23 protein-coding genes are annotated in these 18,187 nt (G+C 75.2%); 15 read left to right on the top strand and 8 right to left on the bottom strand.

From position 1 onward, the window contains the following. Positions 1-82 precede the first annotated feature (82 nt). Both AB0469_RS02495 and AB0469_RS02490 read right to left on the bottom strand, forming a co-directional pair. The gene (locus AB0469_RS02495; RefSeq protein WP_366449441.1) at positions 83-1,174 is read right to left on the bottom strand and encodes an SRPBCC family protein; all 1,092 of its coding nucleotides are present in this window, start codon (positions 1,172-1,174) and stop codon (positions 83-85) included. A gap of 4 nt (positions 1,175-1,178) precedes the next feature. Continuing rightward, positions 1,179-2,222, bottom strand: coding sequence for a histone protein (locus AB0469_RS02490; protein ID WP_366449440.1), 1,044 nt, complete (start codon positions 2,220-2,222; stop codon positions 1,179-1,181). 164 nt (positions 2,223-2,386) lie between these two features. Between AB0469_RS02490 and AB0469_RS02485 the strand changes: the two genes are divergently transcribed. The 10 genes from AB0469_RS02485 to AB0469_RS02440 all read left to right on the top strand — a co-directional run bounded on the left by AB0469_RS02485 (position 2,387) and on the right by AB0469_RS02440 (position 7,364). Beyond that, entirely contained in the window at positions 2,387-2,683 is a 297-nt protein-coding gene (locus AB0469_RS02485; RefSeq protein WP_366449439.1) for a gas vesicle protein, read from the top strand. A 32-nt stretch (positions 2,684-2,715) separates the two neighbouring features. Then, positions 2,716-3,195, top strand: coding sequence for a gas vesicle structural protein GvpA (locus tag AB0469_RS02480; RefSeq protein ID WP_366449438.1), 480 nt, complete (start codon positions 2,716-2,718; stop codon positions 3,193-3,195). Positions 3,196-3,201: 6 nt separating this feature from the next. Then, positions 3,202-3,912: a GvpL/GvpF family gas vesicle protein gene (locus AB0469_RS02475; RefSeq protein WP_366449437.1), complete on the top strand. Its 711-nt coding sequence runs from the start codon at positions 3,202-3,204 to the stop codon at positions 3,910-3,912. Positions 3,913-3,927: 15 nt separating this feature from the next. Then, positions 3,928-4,176 carry a gas vesicle protein GvpG gene (locus tag AB0469_RS02470; protein WP_366449436.1) on the top strand — a complete coding sequence of 83 codons (249 nt, stop codon included), beginning with the start codon at positions 3,928-3,930 and terminating at the stop codon, positions 4,174-4,176. An 82-nt stretch (positions 4,177-4,258) separates the two neighbouring features. After that, positions 4,259-4,675: a gas vesicle protein gene (locus tag AB0469_RS02465; RefSeq protein WP_366449627.1), complete on the top strand. Its 417-nt coding sequence runs from the start codon at positions 4,259-4,261 to the stop codon at positions 4,673-4,675. Further along, complete coding sequence (locus AB0469_RS02460; protein WP_366449435.1) at positions 4,672-5,493, top strand: GvpL/GvpF family gas vesicle protein; 822 nt, start codon at positions 4,672-4,674, stop codon at positions 5,491-5,493. Before AB0469_RS02465 ends, AB0469_RS02460 begins: the two co-directional genes overlap by 4 nt. A gap of 5 nt (positions 5,494-5,498) precedes the next feature. Next, positions 5,499-5,720 (top strand): gas vesicle protein, encoded by a 222-nt coding sequence (locus AB0469_RS02455; RefSeq protein ID WP_366449434.1) that lies wholly within the window; start codon positions 5,499-5,501, stop codon positions 5,718-5,720. Beyond that, a complete protein-coding gene (locus AB0469_RS02450) occupies positions 5,710-6,114 on the top strand; it encodes a gas vesicle protein K (RefSeq protein WP_366449433.1) in 405 nt (134 codons plus the stop codon). The genes AB0469_RS02455 and AB0469_RS02450 overlap by 11 nt, the downstream gene beginning before the upstream one ends. A gap of 67 nt (positions 6,115-6,181) precedes the next feature. Further along, entirely contained in the window at positions 6,182-6,550 is a 369-nt protein-coding gene (locus tag AB0469_RS02445; protein WP_366449432.1) for a hypothetical protein, read from the top strand. 196 nt (positions 6,551-6,746) lie between these two features. Further along, positions 6,747-7,364, top strand: a complete 618-nt coding sequence (locus AB0469_RS02440; protein WP_366449431.1) for a hypothetical protein — start codon at positions 6,747-6,749, stop codon at positions 7,362-7,364. A 109-nt stretch (positions 7,365-7,473) separates the two neighbouring features. On the opposite strand, the gene AB0469_RS02435 is transcribed toward AB0469_RS02440, so the two are convergent. Beyond that, the gene (locus AB0469_RS02435; protein ID WP_366449430.1) at positions 7,474-8,460 is read right to left on the bottom strand and encodes a helix-turn-helix transcriptional regulator; all 987 of its coding nucleotides are present in this window, start codon (positions 8,458-8,460) and stop codon (positions 7,474-7,476) included. A 541-nt stretch (positions 8,461-9,001) separates the two neighbouring features. Then, positions 9,002-9,379, bottom strand: coding sequence for an STAS domain-containing protein (locus AB0469_RS02430; RefSeq protein ID WP_366449429.1), 378 nt, complete (start codon positions 9,377-9,379; stop codon positions 9,002-9,004). Between the two features lie 295 nt (positions 9,380-9,674). On the opposite strand from AB0469_RS02430, the gene AB0469_RS02425 reads away from it, so the two are divergent. After that, positions 9,675-10,259: a hemerythrin domain-containing protein gene (locus AB0469_RS02425; protein ID WP_366449428.1), complete on the top strand. Its 585-nt coding sequence runs from the start codon at positions 9,675-9,677 to the stop codon at positions 10,257-10,259. Between the two features lie 104 nt (positions 10,260-10,363). On the opposite strand, the gene AB0469_RS02420 is transcribed toward AB0469_RS02425, so the two are convergent. Next, positions 10,364-11,065, bottom strand: a complete 702-nt coding sequence (locus AB0469_RS02420) for an HAD family hydrolase (RefSeq protein ID WP_366449427.1) — start codon at positions 11,063-11,065, stop codon at positions 10,364-10,366. 299 nt (positions 11,066-11,364) lie between these two features. On the opposite strand from AB0469_RS02420, the gene AB0469_RS02415 reads away from it, so the two are divergent. Further along, positions 11,365-13,152 carry a thiamine pyrophosphate-requiring protein gene (locus AB0469_RS02415; RefSeq protein ID WP_366449426.1) on the top strand — a complete coding sequence of 596 codons (1,788 nt, stop codon included), beginning with the start codon at positions 11,365-11,367 and terminating at the stop codon, positions 13,150-13,152. Between the two features lie 288 nt (positions 13,153-13,440). On the opposite strand, the gene AB0469_RS02410 is transcribed toward AB0469_RS02415, so the two are convergent. Both AB0469_RS02410 and AB0469_RS02405 read right to left on the bottom strand, forming a co-directional pair. Continuing rightward, on the bottom strand, positions 13,441-13,959 hold the full coding sequence (locus AB0469_RS02410; RefSeq protein ID WP_366449425.1) for a DUF6328 family protein: 519 nt from the start codon (positions 13,957-13,959) through the stop codon (positions 13,441-13,443). Between the two features lie 597 nt (positions 13,960-14,556). Continuing rightward, on the bottom strand, positions 14,557-15,672 hold the full coding sequence (locus AB0469_RS02405; RefSeq protein WP_366449424.1) for an ABC transporter substrate-binding protein: 1,116 nt from the start codon (positions 15,670-15,672) through the stop codon (positions 14,557-14,559). A 140-nt stretch (positions 15,673-15,812) separates the two neighbouring features. Between AB0469_RS02405 and AB0469_RS02400 the strand changes: the two genes are divergently transcribed. Beyond that, positions 15,813-16,466 carry a maleylpyruvate isomerase N-terminal domain-containing protein gene (locus tag AB0469_RS02400; RefSeq protein WP_366449423.1) on the top strand — a complete coding sequence of 218 codons (654 nt, stop codon included), beginning with the start codon at positions 15,813-15,815 and terminating at the stop codon, positions 16,464-16,466. A 150-nt stretch (positions 16,467-16,616) separates the two neighbouring features. Then, positions 16,617-16,763: a hypothetical protein gene (locus tag AB0469_RS02395; protein WP_366449422.1), complete on the top strand. Its 147-nt coding sequence runs from the start codon at positions 16,617-16,619 to the stop codon at positions 16,761-16,763. 33 nt (positions 16,764-16,796) lie between these two features. On the opposite strand, the gene AB0469_RS02390 is transcribed toward AB0469_RS02395, so the two are convergent. Next, the gene (locus AB0469_RS02390; protein WP_366449421.1) at positions 16,797-17,006 is read right to left on the bottom strand and encodes a hypothetical protein; all 210 of its coding nucleotides are present in this window, start codon (positions 17,004-17,006) and stop codon (positions 16,797-16,799) included. 305 nt (positions 17,007-17,311) lie between these two features. On the opposite strand from AB0469_RS02390, the gene AB0469_RS02385 reads away from it, so the two are divergent. After that, positions 17,312-18,178: a DMT family transporter gene (locus tag AB0469_RS02385; RefSeq protein WP_366449420.1), complete on the top strand. Its 867-nt coding sequence runs from the start codon at positions 17,312-17,314 to the stop codon at positions 18,176-18,178. The last annotated feature ends 9 nt before the right edge of the window (positions 18,179-18,187 follow it).

Genomic DNA, 18,187 nt, shown 5'->3' with positions numbered 1-18,187 from the left:
GTTCCCCGGGCGGACCGTGACCCTCGTTGACGCACGTACGATTTTCGCCGGGGGTGGCGGCCTCCACACGAACCGGGTGCCGTCAGCGACGGCGTGCCCGACGGGGGCGTTCCGGCTCCGGCTCCTCCTCCGCATCCTCTTCTCCCTCCTCCTCGCCTTCCTCTTCCGCTTCGCCTTCCTCTTCCTCTTCCTCTTCCTCTTCGCCGTCTTCCGCTTCGCCCTCCCCCTCGGCGTCCTCCATCTCGGCGTCCTCCTCCCCCTCCTCCTCGTACGCGGGCTCTTCGCCCTCGTCGTACTCCCCCTCGTACTCCTCGTCCTCGTCCTCGCCCCCGTCCGCGTCCTCCTCCGACTGCTCCTGTTCGAGGGCCTCCTCGTGGGTGGTCACGACCTCGCCGTCGCGGATCTCGCCGCGCCATCCCTCGACTTCGTCGTCGCCGGACAGGGTCACGTGGCGCAGGAAGTGCTTCAGGTCCAGACGCATACGGCGGCCCTGGGCGCGCCAGATGTTGCCCGTCTTCTCGAACAGGCCGGAGGGGTAGTACTCGACGACCAGCAGCACCCGGGTGAGGGAGGGCCCCAGTTCGTGGAAGCTGACGCATCCGCGCGTGGTGCCCTTGGCCCCCTCCGAGCTCCAGACGATGCGTTCGTCGGGGACCTGCTCCTGGACCGTGGCCTTCCAGCTCCGCGTGGAGGGACCGACCTTGACCTTCCAGTCGGAGCTGGTCTCGTCGCCCTGGGAGACGCTGCGCACGCCCTTGGCGAAGCCGCTGAAGTCCTCGAGCTGCGTCCAGTGGTCGTAGACGGTGCGCAGGGGGAGGCCGACGTCCACGGACTCGGCGATGTGGGTGGGCTTCGAGCCGCTCTTGCGGCTCCTGCCCTTGCCGCCCAGCAGTCCGCTGCCGACCTCCTTGGCCTTGTCGACCAGATTGCCGATCGTGCCGCCCACGGCGGCCTTGACGGGCGAGTCGCCCTGGAGCAGCCGACCGCCGATGTTCGCGAGGGAACCCCCGTTCTCCGCCGCGTCGTAGAGCTGGTCCGTGACGTCGTCGATCTTGTCGGCGGCCTTGTCGACCAGGTTTCCGGCCTGGGCGCTGAGGTAGTCGCCGAGTTCGCCCAGCAGTTGGTCCATGGGCGACGTCTTGCTCCCGGAACGGGAGCGTTCGCTGATGGCCATGGCGCTACCTCCGGGTCGACGACTTGCGGGTCGACGTCTTGCGGGTCGTCGTCTTCTTCGCGGGCGCGGCGGTCTTCCTCGCCGCGCCGCTCCGGGTGCGGCTGGAGGCGGTCTTCTTCGCCGGGGCCCGCTTGGCCGGAGCCCGCTTGGCCGCCGCCTTCTTGGCCGGCGCCTTCTTGGCCGGCGCCTTCTTGGCCGGCGTCTTCTTCGCGGCCGTCTTCTTCGCGGCCGTCTTCTTCGCCGGCGGCTTGGCGGCCGGCCGGTCCGCGGCCGCCTTCTTCGCCGGGGCGCGCCGCGGGGAGGCGGACTTCTTCGCGGGGGCGGCCGTCTTCTTGGAGGACGCGCCGCGGGAAGCGGTCTTCTTCGCCGGCGCGGCCGTGCTGCGCGACGACGAGGAGCCGCGGGAGGAGCCCCTGGAGGGCGCGGCGGACCGCGCCGGGGCCCGGCGGGAGTGCGGTGCGCCCCGCGTCCTGCGCGGCTTCTCCTCCTCCTCGCCCCCGTTCTCCTCTTCCTCTTCCTCCTCCGCTTCCGGTTCCCCTTCCTCCCCGTCCTCCTCCTCCGTCTCTTCCTCGTCCGGCTCCGCCTCGTCCCTCTGCTCGTCCTGCTCCTCGTCCTCGTCCTCGTAGGGCTCCTCGTCCTCGTAGGCCCGGTCGTCGTCCTCGTCCTCGTCGTATCCGGCTTCTTCCTCGTACTCGTTCTCGCTCTCGTCCTCGTCCTCGTCCTCGTCCTTGGGTCCCCGGGTGAGCTCGAGGGTGCGCTCGTGGAGCGTGTCGGCCAGGCCGGACAGCTGGCGGTTGGCGGCCGCCGCGAGGGCCTTGCGGCCGGCGTCGAAGGCCTCACCGCGCAGTTGTTCGCCGAGTTCCGCGACCTGGGGCATCTCGCCGAGCTTCTTCAGGCCCTGTGTCATGAGCTGGCCCGGGTCCAGCCCGAACCTACGGCCGGCGAGGTAGGTGGCGAGGGACAGGGCCATGCGCCCCTTCTTCGCCCGGCCCAGTACGTAGCCTCCTGCGATGGCGGCTGCCAGGGCGATCTTGCTCGCGTCGTCCATCAGCCTGGTCCCTTCCGAAGATGGTGCGTGCGATACCTAAGGGCCTGCTCGCACCGAAACGGAATATGCGGTCATATGCCAAAAAGTTCTGTTTGCGAGGTGTGATGCGCACCCACCTGGGGAGGGGCGCTAGTCCAGGGAGATTCCGTTCACGAGGGGAGCACATGACCACGCGACGACCAGCCCACAGGCGCGGTGCGCCCGGAGCGGCCGCGGCGCTGCGCGCCGCCGCCGAGCAGCTCGCAGAGCTGCTGGGACGCCCGCCCGAATCGGTGTCCTCCGTGAAGCCCACGGAGGACGGCTGGGAGGCGGTCGTGGAGGTGGTCGAGCTGGAGCGCATCCCCGACACCACCAGCGTCATGGGCAGCTACACCGTCGCGCTGGACGAGGAAGGCGAACTGATCTCCTACGAGAGGACCCGGAGGTACAGCCGGGGCATGGTCGACCGGCCGGACCGCTGACGGCGGCCACGGCAGGGAAGGGAAGCGACGCCATGACGATGATGCCGCAGGGAGCGGGCACGACCGTCAGGGGCGACGGCCGAGGCGCCAATACCAGCAGCCTCTACGACGTCCTGGAACTCATCCTCGACCGCGGACTGGTGATCGACGTCTTCGTGCGCGTCTCGCTGGTCGGGATCGAGCTGGTGAAGATCGACGCGCGCATCGTGGTCGCCAGCGTCGACACCTATCTGCGCTTCGCGGAGGCGTGCAACCGGCTCGATCTGGAAGCCGGCCGCAAGGCCCCCGCGCAACTGCCGGAGGTGGTCGGGAGCGTCCTCGAGGGCGGCAGCAAGGGCAAGAGCAAGGGCGCCCTCAGCGGCGCGGTCGAGGCCGTGAAGGAGTCGCTCACCGGCGGCGACGAGGAGCAGGAGGACGACGAGACCGACACGGGCGAGGAGCCGGAAGAGGAAGAGCAGCCCGTCCGCCGCCGTCGGGCCGCCCGCCGGCCGGCGCGCCGCGAGAGGGAGTGACCACCCATGGCCGTCTACGTGTACGCCGTGACCCGGCGCGAGCACCCCTGCCGGGTGGACGGGCTCACCGGCGTCGGCCCGGACGCGCCCGCCGTGCGCACGCTGGAGGGCGGGGCGCTGCGGGCCGTGGTCAGCGACGTGAGCGGGGAGGTCCGCCCCAAGAGACGGGACGTGACCGCCCATCAGGCGGTCCTGGACCGGCTCCTGGCCGACGGGACCCCGCTGCCGCTGCAGTTCGGCTACACCGCGCCCGACGACGGGACGGTACGGCAGGTCCTCGACGCACGCGCGGACGCCTACCTCGCCGCCCTGGCCGACGTGGAGGGGTGCGCCGAGTTCAACGTCAAGGCCGGGCAGGAGCAGGGACTGCTGCTCCGCAGCATCCTGGACGAGTCACCGCGCGCGAGCAGGCTGAACGAGGAGATCCTCGCCGGGGACACGGATCCGCGGCTGCCCCTGGAGCTGGGACAGCTGGTCGCCGCCCAGGCGGACCTGCGGCGCGCGAAGGCGTCCGAGGAGTTCATCCGGGCCCTCGCGCCACTCGCCCGCACCTACGTCGTGCACCCGCCGACCGGCGAGGACTTCCTCAACCTCTCGCTGCTCGTCCCCCGGGACGGCGAGGACTCCTTCCTCGACGCGCACGCCGGGCTCACCCGGGACGCCGGCGTCCGGACCCGGGTGGCCGGGCCGCTCCCGCCGTACAGCTTCGTTCCGTAGGGAGGATCACCGGCCATGGGACTGCTCGGCAAACTGATCACCGCGCCGCTGCTCCCGGTGCGCGCCGCGCTCTGGGCGGCGGAGCGCGTGGCGGAGGAGGCGGAGGCCCGCTACTACGACCCCGGCCCCGTGTGGGCCGAGCTCGCGGCCCTCGAACGCCGGCTGGTCGACGGGGAGATCGACGAGGAGACGTTCGACCGCGAGGAGGACCTGCTGCTCGACCGCCTCAGGGAGATCGAGGAGTTCCGCGGCCGCGACCGGTGACAAGACCCGACGAGACGTACGAGGCGTACAAAACAGGCGAGACAGGCGAGACCCGCCGGAGGTGAGCACGGTGACCGACCCGATGGCCCGCAGGTTCGGTTCGGAACCCGCCATGGGCGGCTACCCGCCCGGTTCCTCGGCCAGTCTGGCCGACATCCTCGAGCGCGTGCTCGACAAGGGGATCGTGATCGCCGGCGACATCCGCATCAACCTCCTCGACATCGAGCTGCTGACCATCAAGCTGCGCCTGCTGATCGCCTCCGTGGACAAGGCGAAGGAGATGGGCATCGACTGGTGGGAGCACGACGCCTCGCTGTCCTCCGGCCACGAGAACCGGTCGCTGGCCGCCGAGAACGAACGGCTCCGCGCCGAACTCGAGGAGGTGCGCCGCACGTCCGCCTTGCCCCCGAGCCGCCGTACGGCGGCGCCCGAGAGCGCGGTCCGCCGGCAGGACGGGGCCCCCGTACGCGGCGCGGCCCGTCGCAGGCCGCCGTCATGAACGCCCCGTCCGGCCCGCCCGCGCCCGTGCTCACGTACGTCTACGCCGTCACGCCGCCCGCGCCCGCGGTCCGTCGGCTGCTGCCCGGCCTCACCGGCGTGGCGGGCCGTCCCGTCACGCTGCTCCACCCGCCCGGCGGCGATCCGGGGCCGGTCGCGTTCGTCGTCAGCGACGTCCCGCGCCCCGAATGGGACGAGGACGCGCTCAAGGCCCGCTTCGAGGACCTGGGCTGGCTGGAGGAGGCCGCCCGCTGCCACCACCGCGTCGTCGAGGCCCTCGCCGCGCACACCACGGTCCTGCCCCTGCGCCTGGCCACCCTGTACGAGGACCGCGCCGCCGCGCTGGCGGTGCTGCGCGGGCGGGGCCAGGACTTCGCCACCCTGCTGGCCCGCCTCAGCGGCCACACCGAGTACGGGGTCAAGGTCTACGTACGGCCCGCCCCGGCCCCGGCCACCGGGGCCCCGCCCGCCGGGACCAGCCCCGGCCGGGCCTACCTCCAGGCCCGGCGGAGCCAGCGGCACGCCCACGAGGACCACCACCGGCAGGCCGGGCTGGCCGGCGAACGCGTCGCCGCCGCCGCCCGCCGCTTCACCACGGACCGGGTGAGCCACCCCGCCCAGAACGGGCCGCTCACCGCCGCGTCCCCGGAGGAGAACGTCCTCAACGACGCCTACCTGGTGGCCGACGCCCACGCGGAGGCCTTCCTGTCGGCCCTGGCCGGTGCGGCGGGCGGCCTTCCGGGCGTCCGGGTCGAGGTCACCGGCCCCTGGGCGCCCTACTCCTTCGCCACTCCGCCGCCCCCGCCCGGGGCGCCGTGACCGCCATGACCCCCGCCGACCGCCGTGACGCCGCCCTGCCGGGCCGGCAGGTCGCCCTCGTCGACCTCCTCGACCGGCTCCTGGCGGGCGGGGTCGTCATCGCGGGCGACATCGTGCTCTCGATCGCCGACATCGACCTCGTACGGATCTCCCTGCGCGCCCTCGTCTGCTCCGTCGCCACCACCGACGGCCCCCGGCCACCGGACGGGATCCGCGATGGCTCCTGACGAGCGCTCCCCCCGACGCCCCGACGCCCCCGACCTGGACGGCGTCGGCGACGCGATGGCGCGGGCGCTGCGCCTGCTGCCGGCCACCCCGGCCGAGACGGCCGGCCCGTCCGCCCCCGGCCGGCGCGTCCGTACGGGCGCCGACACCGCGGCGGACGACCTCGTGAAACTCGTCCTGACCCTGGTGGAACTGCTGCGCCAGCTCATCGAGCGCCAGGCACTGCGCCGCGTCGAGGCCGGCGGCCTCAGCGACGCGCAGGAGGAGGAACTCGGCGCGACGCTCCTGGCCCTCCACGAACGGATGACCGAGCTGTGCGCCCGGCACGGATACGACCTCGCCGACCTGAACCTCGATCTGGGGCCCCTGGGCCCGCTCCTGCCCCCGTCCGGCTGACGGCGCGGCCGGGGCGAACGCGCGTTTCCCGGGGCGGTACGCACGGCACGGCGCTACGCTCCGCAGGATGGAGCGCGCAGAGATACTCAAGCGGGTGATCGGCATCCTCACCGAGGCCCAGGACGTCCGCCGGGCCGTGGAGAACGGCCGGGACGAGGACCCCGGCCGGGCGGAGGGACCCGGAGTGGCCACGTTGCTGCTCAACGAGATGCTGCCGTCGATCCGGGTCCCCGCCGACGCGTCGCCGCAGCAGGTGGCGGCCCTGGTGGCCGAGGCCCTCGGCCCGGCCCTGCACACGATGGTCTCCGGGTTCAGCCTGGCGTTCACCAGCCTCGCGATCGCGCACGACGCCGGGCGTACGGACGTCTCCTCGATCGAGGTGCTCCAGGAACTCGCGCTGGAGGTCGAGGCGGGCACCTACGACGACGGCGCATAGGGCGGCGGAAGGGGGCACCCTCCCCAGGCGGGCCCGGGTCTCACCGCAGGCCCGGTCCCAGCGCCGGACAGGCCGCTTCACCGGCCTGCGGAACCGGGGTTTCGTCCAGCGGACGGCCCGGCGGCGGGGCTTCGTTCCGGGTGCTGCGCCGGCCGGCCGGCGCGGCCATCCTGGGAGCGTCCGGAAGGAGCCGTCCATGGCCGCGTCCGTCGTGTACACCCGGCCGAGCGGGCGGCCGGCCGCCTCCCCGTACCCGGCCGCCGACGGTCGTGGGGTCGCGGGCGGGCGGACCGTCGTGTGCGTCGCCGGAACGATCGGCGACGGCGACGTGGCGGACCTGCTGATGGCCTTCGCCGCCGCGCTGAGGGCCTCGCCCACCGGTATCGACCTGGACCTCGCCGGCGTCACGCGCTGCACTCCGGTCGCACGCGCCGCCCTGGCCGGGTACGAGGAGCGGGCCCGCGCGGCCGGGCAAGTGATCTTCGTGACGGCCGCGGGCCAGGTGTTCCCACCGCGCACGGCGGCGCCGGCGGGCGCGACGGGCCCGGTGAGCGTCGCAAACGTCACCGCGGCGCTGGCCTCCTCCGGCTTCCCCCTCAGCAGTACGCCGACCCGCCCGGGGATCGACGTCCGGGCGGACGGGAGCGGTGCGGTGGCCGTCTCCTGGCACTGCCATGACGGCGGCCGTCCCGCCCACTCCATCCAGCGCACCGTACGCGCCGCCGTACGCGCCGCCCTGGACGCGGCGGGGTACGGGACCGTCCCCCACGGCAGCGTGCTCACGGTGACCCGGTACGGGGCCCTCGGCGGGTGACCCCTCGGCGTCCCGCCGGGACTTCCTCGGCCGTTCACGGGGCGCGGGCCCGGGAACGGCCCCCCGTCAGCGGGGCGGCGGGGCTCAGCGTCAGCGGGGGCGGCGGGGCTCAGCCGGCGACGGGGAAGTGCAGGGTCTGCGAGGGCGGGGCGCCGTACACCTCCCGGTAGGCCGCCGCGAACCGGCCGGCGTGTCCGAAGCCCCAGCGGGCCGACACCTCCGTCACCGTGACCGGGCCGGCCGGGTCCGCGGCCCGCAGCTCCGCGTGCACCTGCGCCAGGCGCACCCGGCGCAGGTAGGCCAGCGGCGTGGTGCCGGCGTGGCGGGCGAAGGCGTACTGCAGGGCCCTGGGGGTGACCGGCACGGATCCGGCGATGTCGGCGAGGCCGATGTCGCGGTCCGCGTTGCTCTCGATGAAGGAGACGGCGCGCCGCAGGGTGTCCGAGGTCGTGTCGAGGCCCTCGGGCCGGGGGCCGGGGGCCGAAGCCGTGTCGTGGGGGAACACGGCGAGCGCGGTGGCGGCCAGGAGGCGTCCGGACGCGGCGAGGACGAGGGGGGCCGTCGGCGGCTCCGGCGCGAACAGCGAGCGGCGGACGAACTCGGCGGTGCGCCGCCACAGCCCGGCCCGGGCGTCGTCGAGCGGGGTGAGGCAGGTGAAGCGTACGGCCCCGCGCGGCCCGGGTACGGTCCGGCAGGCGGCCGCCTGGACCGCGGCCCAGGGGACGGCGAGGCACTGGACGGTCGCGTCCTCCGTGCGGGCGGTGCGGGGACGGCCCGGGCGCCCGCTGAGGAAGGTGTGCCCCGGTCCGAAGCGGTACTCCTCGCGTCCCTCCGCCACGGTGACGTGGCCCGCCAGGAGGGTGGAGACGACGAGCAGGGCCGGCGGGCCGGCGGCGAAGCCGAGGGTGCCCGGCAGTTCCAGCTCGCCGGCGACGGCGGTGGAGGTGGCGACGCAGGAGATGCGGTACGGGCGCGCGGTCGCGGCCGGCGCGTGGACGGCGAGGCGCGTGCCGTAGACCGACTCCAGGAACGCGGCGAACTCGGCGAGGTCCCGGGTGGAGCAGTCGCGGCGCCCGGGGGCGGGGGGACATCGCATCGCTTCCCCTTCCCTGGCGGCGCGGGGCGTGCGGCCGGTCGTCCTCGCGGGCCGGATCCCGGACGGAGGCCGGGACCGGCGGGGCGGGACTGCCGCACCCGGCGCCTGCCCACCGGGGGCGACGGGTAACGGCGTGCGGCGCCCTTTCGCGCGGCGGACCTCCCCGCGCAACGGCCCGCCCGCTTCCCCGGAGGCCTGCGGCGGGCAACGGCAGTGCGCCCGTCGGCGGCGCGGGCGGCTCGTTTCCGGCGGGGGGATCCGGGCAGCCGCCCGGAGAGGTACCCCGAGACCGGGAGGAGGCTCCCGATGACACGCGGAAGCGGAACAGGCGGAACAGGCGGAACCGAGCGCGGGCAGGACCGGCCGGGCCCCGACGGCGAGCGGCCGGACCCTCCGTCGCAGGAACACGGGCGGGCGGGCGGCCCCGGGGAACGCGAACGCGCCGACCGGGCCGGCCCCGGCGACACGGGTGACGGACCCTCCGGCGCCGTCCCGGCCACTCCTCCTCCGACGGAACCCCCGGACTGACCGCCGCGGAGGATCAGGCGGTCCGTTCCGCGCGCAGGCGGACCAGGGCCCGTTCGAGCGTGGGCTGGGTGGAGAGCAGGCTCGCGGCACCGGTCAGCTCCAGGAGGCGGTGCAGCTGCGGGGTGGGCGCTGCCAGGACCAGCCCCAGGCCGGACGCGGCGGTGTCCCTGCGCAGCCCGATCAGGGCGTTGAGCAGGGTGGAGTCGCAGAAGGCCAGGCGCTCGCAGTCGACCACGACGGCGGTGGTGGCCCGGTCGACGGCCCGGGCGAACGCGGTGAGCACCGCGGGCCGGTCGTCGATGTCGATCTCGCCGGCGAGCCGGCACACGACCACCCCGCCGGGCCCTGCCGGGCGGTGGAGCACGACGGGTGCGGGAGCCGGGTCGAGCATGCGGGGGCCTTCCGTGGGGGCGGGCCGACGCCGCCGGTCCGGACTCCGGCACGCGGAGAGCGGGCCGGACGGATGTGTGCGCTGGTGCCAGGGTCCGGCAGGGGGCGGCCGTGCTGCTGCCCCGTGGACGAAGTCCTCGGTCCACGGAACGAAACCGGCCGGCCGCCCGGTACCGGCCCGGGGCCCCCGCCGGGCCGTGGTCGCACGGCGGGGCGGCAGGCATGGAAGCGCGGGCCAGGGGCAGGCGCGGGAGGACCGGAACGCGAAGACCCCACGAACGGAAGGACGCTGGACCATGGGACACGGCGGCGATGTGGTGGCGGAACTGACCGCGGACCACGACGAGGTCAAGGACTACTTCCAGAGGCTGGGCCGGACCGTCGACCCGGAGGAACGGCGCAACCTCGCCGACCTCCTGACGATCGAACTGGTACGGCACTCGGTCGCCGAGGAACAGTACCTCTATCCGGCGGTACGCGAACACCTCCAGGACGGTGACCTCATCGCCGACAAGGAGATCGCCGACCACGGCCGGGCCGAACGCCTGATGAAGCAGCTCCAGGAGGAGGACGCGGCGGGGACCCGGTTCACCTCCGTCGTGCGCGAGCTGGAGGCGGACGTACTGGCCCACATCCACGACGAGGAGCAGAACCTCTTCCCCGCCCTGCGGCACGCCTGCGCCCGGGACGTGCTCGACGACCTCGGCGACAAGACCCGCCGGGCCAAGAAGACGGCGCCCACGCGCCCGCACCCGGGGGCACCGTCCACACCGCCGGCCAACAAGCTGCTGGGCCCGGGCATCGGGCTGGTCGACCGGGCGCGCGACCTGCTGTCGGGGCGCGGCAGGGACGACCGCGGCAAGGACGACAGGGCGGCCTGAGCGGGCGGGGCCGTCCTCGCCACGGGCCTGCGCCGCGCCGGCCGGCGCGGCGCAGGCCCGTGTTCCGTGCCGGTGGTACGGGGCTCCGGGCCGGCGCGGCCGGTTCAGCCACGGGGCTGCGGGGCCGGCCGGGTCAGCGGGCTGGAGTCGAGGGCGCGCAGCAGTTCCGACGGCCCCCGGTAGACGGTCACGGGCCCGGCGGCCGTGAGCTCGGCCTCCGAGATGCCGCCGGTGAGGAGGCCGACGCACGGGACGCCGGCGCGCGCGGCGGCCTCGACGTCCCAGACGGTGTCGCCGACGAACACGGCTTCCTCCGGGGCGGCGCCGGTGAGGGCGAGCGCGCGGTGGACCAGGTCGGGGGCCGGCTTGGAGCGGTCGACGTCGTCCGCGGAGGTCGCTCCGGAGATCACGTCGTCCGCGCCGAGCGCCGAGCGGATCGCCCGGACCTCGTCGGAGGAGGCCGAGCTCGCCAGGACGACGTGCAGCCCGCGCGCGGCGATCGCCCGCAGCAGGTCGGCGGCCCGGTCCAGGACCGGCAGGGAGTCGAACCAGGCCGCGTAGAGGGCGTGGTGCGCGTCCCGCAGCCGCTGGTCGCGGCGGTGGTCGTGCTCGGCGCCCAGCAGGTGTTCGAGGATCCGGTCGCCGCCCATGCCGATGGCCCGGTGGATGCGCGCCATGGGGACGTCGTGGCCGTTCTGGTGCAGGGCCTGCCACCAGGTCAGGGCGTGCAGGTAGTTGGTGTCGACGAGGGTGCCGTCGAGGTCGAAGAGGGCCGCCCGCGGCCGGCGGTCGGTGCTGGTGGTCATGGTGGGAGCCGGTCCTTCCGGTCGAGCGGTGCGGCCGCGGCGACACCGGGACCGGCGGCGTCCGGCGCGCGGGTGGCGGCTGCGCGCCTTCCCCGTGCCCCGCCGTCCAAACGGCGGGCGGCGGCCCCGGTGGGAGGCGCCGTTTCGGGTGCACGGGCCGGGGCAGGCGCAGCCGGAGGCCGCCACCGGTTCGACGGGCGGACGAAGGTCCCCGTACCCCGGGCGGCATGCGGCCCGGCGCCGCGCACCCGGCCGGCCCCGGGGACCCGCGACGACGGCGAGCAGGAGGGAGCGGGACGATGAAGGTGGCCGACTACGTGTTGCAGCGCCTGCGGGAGTGGGACGTCGAGCACGTCTTCGCCTATCCCGGCGACGGCATCAACGGGCTCCTCGCCGCCTGGGGGCGGGCGAAGGACGCACCCCTGTTCATCCAGGCCCGGCACGAGGAGATGGCCGCCTTCGAGGCCGTCGGCTACGCCAAGTTCTCCGGCCGGACCGGAGTGTGCGCGGCGACGTCCGGACCCGGGGCGATCCACCTGCTCAACGGGCTGTACGACGCGAAGCTCGACCACGTCCCGGTGGTGGCGCTCGTCGGGCAGACCGACCGCAGCGCGATGGGGGGCTCGTACCAGCAGGAGGTCGACCTGCTGTCCCTCTACAAGGACGTCGCCTCCGAGTTCTGCCAGATGGTCACGGTCCCCGAGCAGCTGCCCAACGTCCTGGACCGGGCCCTGCGCATCGCCGCGACCCGCCGCACGGTGACGGCCGTGATCATCCCCGCCGACGTGCAGGATCTCGACCACGAGGCCCCCGCCCACGCGTTCAAGCAGGTCCCCTCCAGCCTGGGCGTCGGCCGGTACGCTCCCGTCCCCGCCGAGGAGGAGCTGCACCGGGCCGCACGGATCCTCAACTCCGGCGAGCGGCCCGCGATCCTCGTCGGGCAGGGCGCCCGGGGCGCCCGCGCGGAGGTCGAGCAGGTCGCCGAACTCCTGGGCGCCGGCGTCGCGAAGGCCCTGCTGGGCAAGGACGCGCTCCCCGACACCCTGCCGTACGTGACCGGGTCGATCGGCCTGCTGGGCACCCGCCCCTCGTACGAGATGATGCGGGACTGCGACACCCTGCTCGTGATCGGATCCAGCTTCCCCTACACGCAGTTCCTGCCCGAGTTCGGGCAGGCCCGCGCGGTGCAGATCGACATCGAGCCGACCATGGTCGGGCTGCGCTACCCCTTCGAGCTCAACCTCGTCGGCGACGCCGCCGAGACCCTGCGCCGGCTGCTGCCGCTGCTGGACCGGCACCGGGACGGGGCCTGGCGCGACGGCATCGAGGCCGCGACCGAGCGCTGGTGGGAGGTCATGGAGCGGCGGGCGGCGGTGTCCGCCGAGCCGGTCAACCCCGAGTACGTGGTCCACGAGCTGGACGGGCTGCTCCCGGAGGACGCCGTCATCACCGCGGACTCCGGTTCGGCGGCCAACTGGTACGCCCGGCACCTGCGGATGCGCGACGGCATGCGCGGCTCGCTCTCCGGCACGCTCGCGACCATGGGCCCCGGGGTCCCTTACCTGATCGGCGCCAAGTTCGCGCACCCCGACCGTCCCGGCATCGCGCTCGTCGGCGACGGCGCCATGCAGATGAACGGCATGGCGGAGCTCATCACCGCCGCGAAGTACTACCCCCTCTGGTCGGATCCGCGGCTGGTGGTGGCGGTGCTGAACAACCAGGACCTCAACCAGGTCACCTGGGAGATGCGCGCCATGCAGGGCGCACCGCAGTTCGAGGCCTCGCAGGCCATCCCGGACGTCCGCTACGCCGACGCGGCCGCCCTGTTCGGCCTCGGCGGGGTGCGGGTGGAACGGCCCGAGGACGTGGCGCCGGCCTGGCGCCGGGCGCTGGCGGCGGACCGGCCGTTCGTCATCGACTTCCGCACGGACCCCGCGGTGCCGCCCATTCCGCCGCACGCCACCTGGGACCAGATCAAGGCCTCCGCCTCGGCGGTGCTGCACGGCGACAGCGACCGCGGGTCCGTCGTGCGCCAGGGCCTCAAGGCCAAGGCCCAGGACTTCCTGCCGGGAGGCGCGGGCCGATGACGGCCGGCCGCGCCCCCGGAGACCCGGACCTGGCCGGGCCGGAACGCGCGCTGCGGGCCGAGGTGGCCGGCCCGGGCCGGCCACCCACAGCCACTGCACGCTCGGCGGGATGACCGGCGACAACAGCTGCGGGGCGCCGGCGCAGGCGTACGGGAAGACCGCCGACGACGTCCACGCCCGCGGCCCTGGGCGGCCACCGTGCAGACCCACTGCCACCCGTACGCCGAGCCGGGCACCGGAGCGGACCGGGGGCCGTGCGGGCGGGTGCGCGGCGCCGGCGGCGGTGACTCACTCCTCGTCCGTGTGCCGCTCCCGCGCCCACAGGGGCAGCACGAACCAGCACAGCACGTACCAGGCCACCACCCCGCCGACCAGGCACGGGACGAGCACCCCGTGGGTGGCCACCCGCAGGACGAGCAGGAGCGCCGACGTGAAGGTGGCCAGCAGCAGCACGATGCCGGTGAAGGTCAGCCGCGCGGCCCAGACCACCGCCTGGGGTTTGATCCGGCGTCCCGAGACGATCCGGTGGAAGGACACCGGGCCGATGAGCGCGCCCGCGGCGAGCGAGCCGACCACCACCGTGGCGACGTAGATCGACCGGTCGGTGTCGGACAGCTGCTGGAAGTGCTGGGTGAAGGCGACCGTCAGCAGGAAGCCGAAGAGGATCTGCACGCCCGTCTGGGCGACCCTGATCTCCTGCATCAGCTCCTGCCACTGCCGGTCGGCCCGCTCCTCCGCGGTCTCGTGCCGGCCCCGGTCCGCCCGTCCCGCGCCGTCCGGCGGCGCGGCGGCGTGGCGCTCGTCCATCCTGCCGGTTCCTCCCGTACGGCGTGGCACTGGTCGGCTGCGCGCCTACCCCCTCGGCCCGCCCGCACACGCCCCGCGGGGCAGGACTGCGGGCGGTGCACAGGGGCAGGCCCTGCGGGTGGGCCGCGAGCTCGCCGCGTACGGGGGCGCTGGTTCGAGGAGCCGGTGTCCTCGGACGACCTGTCCGGGCTGCGGCTGCTGCGCGACCGCCTGGACTGCGACGTGGCGGCCGGCGGGTACGGGCCCGGCCATGCCCTGCTTCGCCCGGATGACGGAGGCCGGGGCCGTGGACTGACTGTCGGCGCAGTGCGCGCCGCACGTTCACGCCCATCCGGCCGCCTCCGTCCCCTGCTTCCGGCACATCGAGTGGTTCCACGACCACGCCCGCCCGGAGCGGCTCTTCGAGGGCGGGGGCCTGCTGGACCCGTCCGGCGGCACGGTGCGTCCGGCGGCCTCCGGGGCACCCGGGCTGGGCCTGGCACTGCGGCGCAGCGGCTGAGGCCGGCACCGCCACGGGAGTCCGGCGCACGACCGGACCGGCCGCCCAGGAGCGCGCGGGGGCGTCGTACGTCGGCGCCGGCGCGGGCGCCGGCCGTCTCAGGCGGTGTGGAGGACGCGGAAGCGGGCGCGGTCGGCCGGGTCGCGGTCGACGACCTGGACCGGCGGCCAGGCCCACTGCCGGACGCCGATGCCCGGTACCCGGGAGAACCGGATCTCCCCGCGGGTGCCCTCGACCGCCACCTGCGGCCAGGCCCCGGCGGTGCGCGCCCGGTCGTCGGCGCCGTGCGAGCGCAGCACGTCGGCCAGGACGGTGACCGTGTCGTAGCCCTCGAACGCGACGAAGGAGGGGGCTTCGCCGAGTCGTTCCCGCAGGAGGGCGCCGACCCTCGCCCCGAGGGGGCCGAGCCGCTCGGGCAGGTAGCGCAGGAAGGGGACCCCGGCCCCGTCCTCGCCCAGCAGCGCGTCCCATTCGGAGAACTCCGGCTGTCCGGCGGGCGCGCCGACCGTGAGGCCGGCGAGGCGCCGGTCGCTGCGGACGGCACGGACGATCGGCACCGCCGGCTCGGGGTGGCCCACCAGCAGCAGGAGGGCGGTCGCGCGGTGGGCCAGGAGTGCGTCGCACACGGCGGCGGGGGTGAGCGTGCGCATGTCGAGCTCGACGAGGGCGGCACCGCGGGGGGCCAGGTGGTCCCGCAGGATGCCGGTCCCGCAGGCCCAGTAGACGCCGGCGTCCGCCGCGACGGCGATGCGGCGGTGTCCGGCCGCGAGGAGGAAGTCGGCGTAGGTGCGCCAGCCGTGGGACTGTGCGGGGGCCACGCGCGCGACCCGTTCCGTCGGCCCCTCCGTGAGCGCGTCGAGCACCGCCGACGAGCAGAGGAACGGCAGGCCGAGGGCGTCGGCCCGGGCGGCGGCGGCGCGGGCGACGACGCTGTGGTACTCCCCCGCCAGGGCGGCCACCCCCAGCCCCGCCAGTTCGTCCACCGCCGCCACGGCCCTCTGCGGGTCGGCCGCGGTGTCGCGGACGACCAGTTCGAGCGGGCGCCCGGCGATACCGCCGGCGAGGTTGACCTCGTCGGCGGCGAGCCGGAGGCCTGCGAGCAGGTGGCGGCCCGCCTCGGCCCAGCCGGGCCTGGTCAGCGGGGCGAGTGCGCCGATCAGGACGGACGGCCCGGCAGCCGGCCGCGTTCCGGGCGTGGAGGGCGGCGTGCTCATGCGTCGGTGTCTCTCATGCCGGCCATTGCATCCGCCCGGATCTCCGCCTCGCAAGTGCTTATCCGCCTGTTCGGCAGGTCGGCCGGCCTCGGCCGTGCCCGTCGCGCCCGGCGGACCCGGCCGGGCGCTAGCGTGCCGTCGTGGACTTCTTCTCCTGCTCGTGGACGGCCTTGCGCGCGGCGGTCGCCGCGCTCCCGGACGAGGACTTCGAGCGGCCGTCGGGCTGCGCCGGCTGGCTCGTGCGGGACCTGGTGTGCCACCTGGTCATCGACGCCCAGGACGTCCTGATCACCCTGGTCACACCGGCCGACGGCGAGCCGACGGTGGACGCGGGGAGTTACTGGAGGCTGGTGGAACCCCCCACCGGCGAGGACCCGCTCGACGCGCTGGTCCCGCGGCTGGCGGCGGCGTACGGCGAGCCGCGGTGGCTCAGGTTCCACCTCGACGACGTCGGTGCGGCCGCCGGACGTGCGGCCGCGCTCGCCGATCCCTCCGCACGGGTCGGCACGCGGGGCGAGGTGCTGACCGTCGCCGACTACCTGTCCGCCTACGTCCTGGAATGGACCCTGCACCACCTCGACCTGGTCGCGCACCTGCCGAAGGCCCCGGCCCCGCCCGCCGGCACCCTCGCCGCGGCCCGCAGGGCCCTGGAGGAGATCGCCGGCGCCGCCTTCCCCGCCGCCCTCTCCGACGAGGACGCCCTCCGCATCGGCACCGGCCGCCGCACCCCGACGGATGCGCAGGCGTCCGCGCTGGGCGCCCTCGCGGCGCGGCTCCCGCTCGTGCTCGGCTGAACGGACGGCGGTGTCTTGGGAATCGAAGGGGACGCCGACCCGCGCCCTTCGATCGATATGATCATGGTCCGGCCGGCGAGAACGGCCGCGCCGCCACACCTCACGAAGGAGACCGTCATCACCACAGCACAGACGCTCACGCGGGCATCGGTGGCCATCCTGCTGCTGCTCGCCCTGGTCGCGCCGTTCTTCGGGGACAGCCCGACCGCCGTCGTCATACCGCTGCTGCTCGCCGCCACCCTCGCGGGTGCCGACGCCGCGCAGAGGAAGAAGGCGGCGGCGCAGAACGCCGGCTGACGCCCCGGCGCCGGCGGACCACCGGCCCGCCGCCTACGCGGTCGGCGAGCGGGGCCCCTCGGGAGGGCACTCCTCGGCCTCCTGACGGGTGTCGATGTCCACGCGCCGCATGAACCTCTCCCAGCCCTCGGTGGCACGGGCGCGCAGCGCCCGGCCCGGGGGCGCCGCGTCGGGCTCCTGGGCGTCGAAGGTCCGTCCGCTGGCACCGGGCTTCCTGCGGGGCAGTGAGGGGATGGTGGACATGCGCGTTGCTCCTCTCCGACGGGGACGCGACGGGCCGGGACGGGGGTCCACGACGCCGTGGCGAGGGGGAGCACGTCCGGAGCGGACGGGCGCTCCGGGGTGCGGTGACCACCTTCGCCGCAGGACGGCCCGCCGATCAATGGCCGCGTCCCCGCGAATTCCGCGCCGCGGCCGCCCGGGCCCTCCCCACAGGTCCCCCAGCGCTTCCCCGCGGCCCTCACGGCGCAGCCGGACGGGGGGACCGGACGGGGGACACGGCGGTGGCGCCGGGGCGCGTGTGGTGCCGGTGCGGTGAGGATCGGGGGATGGGCTTCGTGCTGCCGGTCCTCTTCGCGCTGTTCGCGGCGTTCAGCAACGCGCTCGCGACGGTCCTCCAGCGGCGGGCCTCGCTGACCGTGCCGCAGAGCGACGGCTTCCGGTTCGGGCTGGTCCTCGACCTGCTGCGCCGGCCCCTGTGGCTCGGGGGGATCCTGGCCGTCGTGGCGGCAGGGGCCGGGCAGGCCGCGGCGCTGGCCACGGGTGCGCTGTCGCTCGTCCAGCCCCTGTTCGTACTGGAGCTGCCGCTGGCCCTGCTGATCGCCTCGCTCGTGGCGCGCCGGCGGCTGCCGGGGGCCGTGTGGCGGGCGGTCGCGGCGGTGGTGGCCGGGCTGGGGGTGGTCCTGGTGGCCGCCGCGCCCGCGGGGAACCGTACGCACGTCCCGCTCGACCGGTGGGCGCTGGCGCTGCCGGCGTGCGCGGGCGCGGTGGCCGTCCTGGCCGCGGCGGGGCTGCGGCAGCCGCCCGGCCGGATGCGGGCGGGCTGTCTGGGCGCGGCCACCGCGGTCTGCTACGCGCTGACCGCCGCCCTGATGAAGTCGGCCGTGCACACCCTGCGCGAGGGCGGGATCGGGGCGTTCCTGACCGCCTGGGAGACGTACGCCTTCGGCGCGAGCGGCATCTGCGCCGTCCTGCTCCTCGAACACGCCATGCAGGGCGGCCCGCTGGTCGCCTCCCAGCCCGCCCTGACCCTGGGCGACGCCGGAGTCAGCGTCGCCCTCGGGGTCCTGCTGTACGAGGAGCACCTGCGCGCCCACTGGTGGCTGCTCCCCCAACTGTTCGGCCTGGCCCTGATCTGCGCCGGTGTCCTGGCCCTGGCCGGGTCGGACGCGGGGGCCGCGGCGGAGGCGACGTGATCCGGCCCC

This window comes from Streptomyces sp. NPDC093801 (genome assembly GCF_040701585.1).
Classification (GTDB): Bacteria; Actinomycetota; Actinomycetes; order Streptomycetales; family Streptomycetaceae; genus Streptomyces.
The sequence above is the reverse complement of the archived record's forward strand: the minus strand, read 5'-3'. Positions and strand labels throughout refer to the sequence as shown.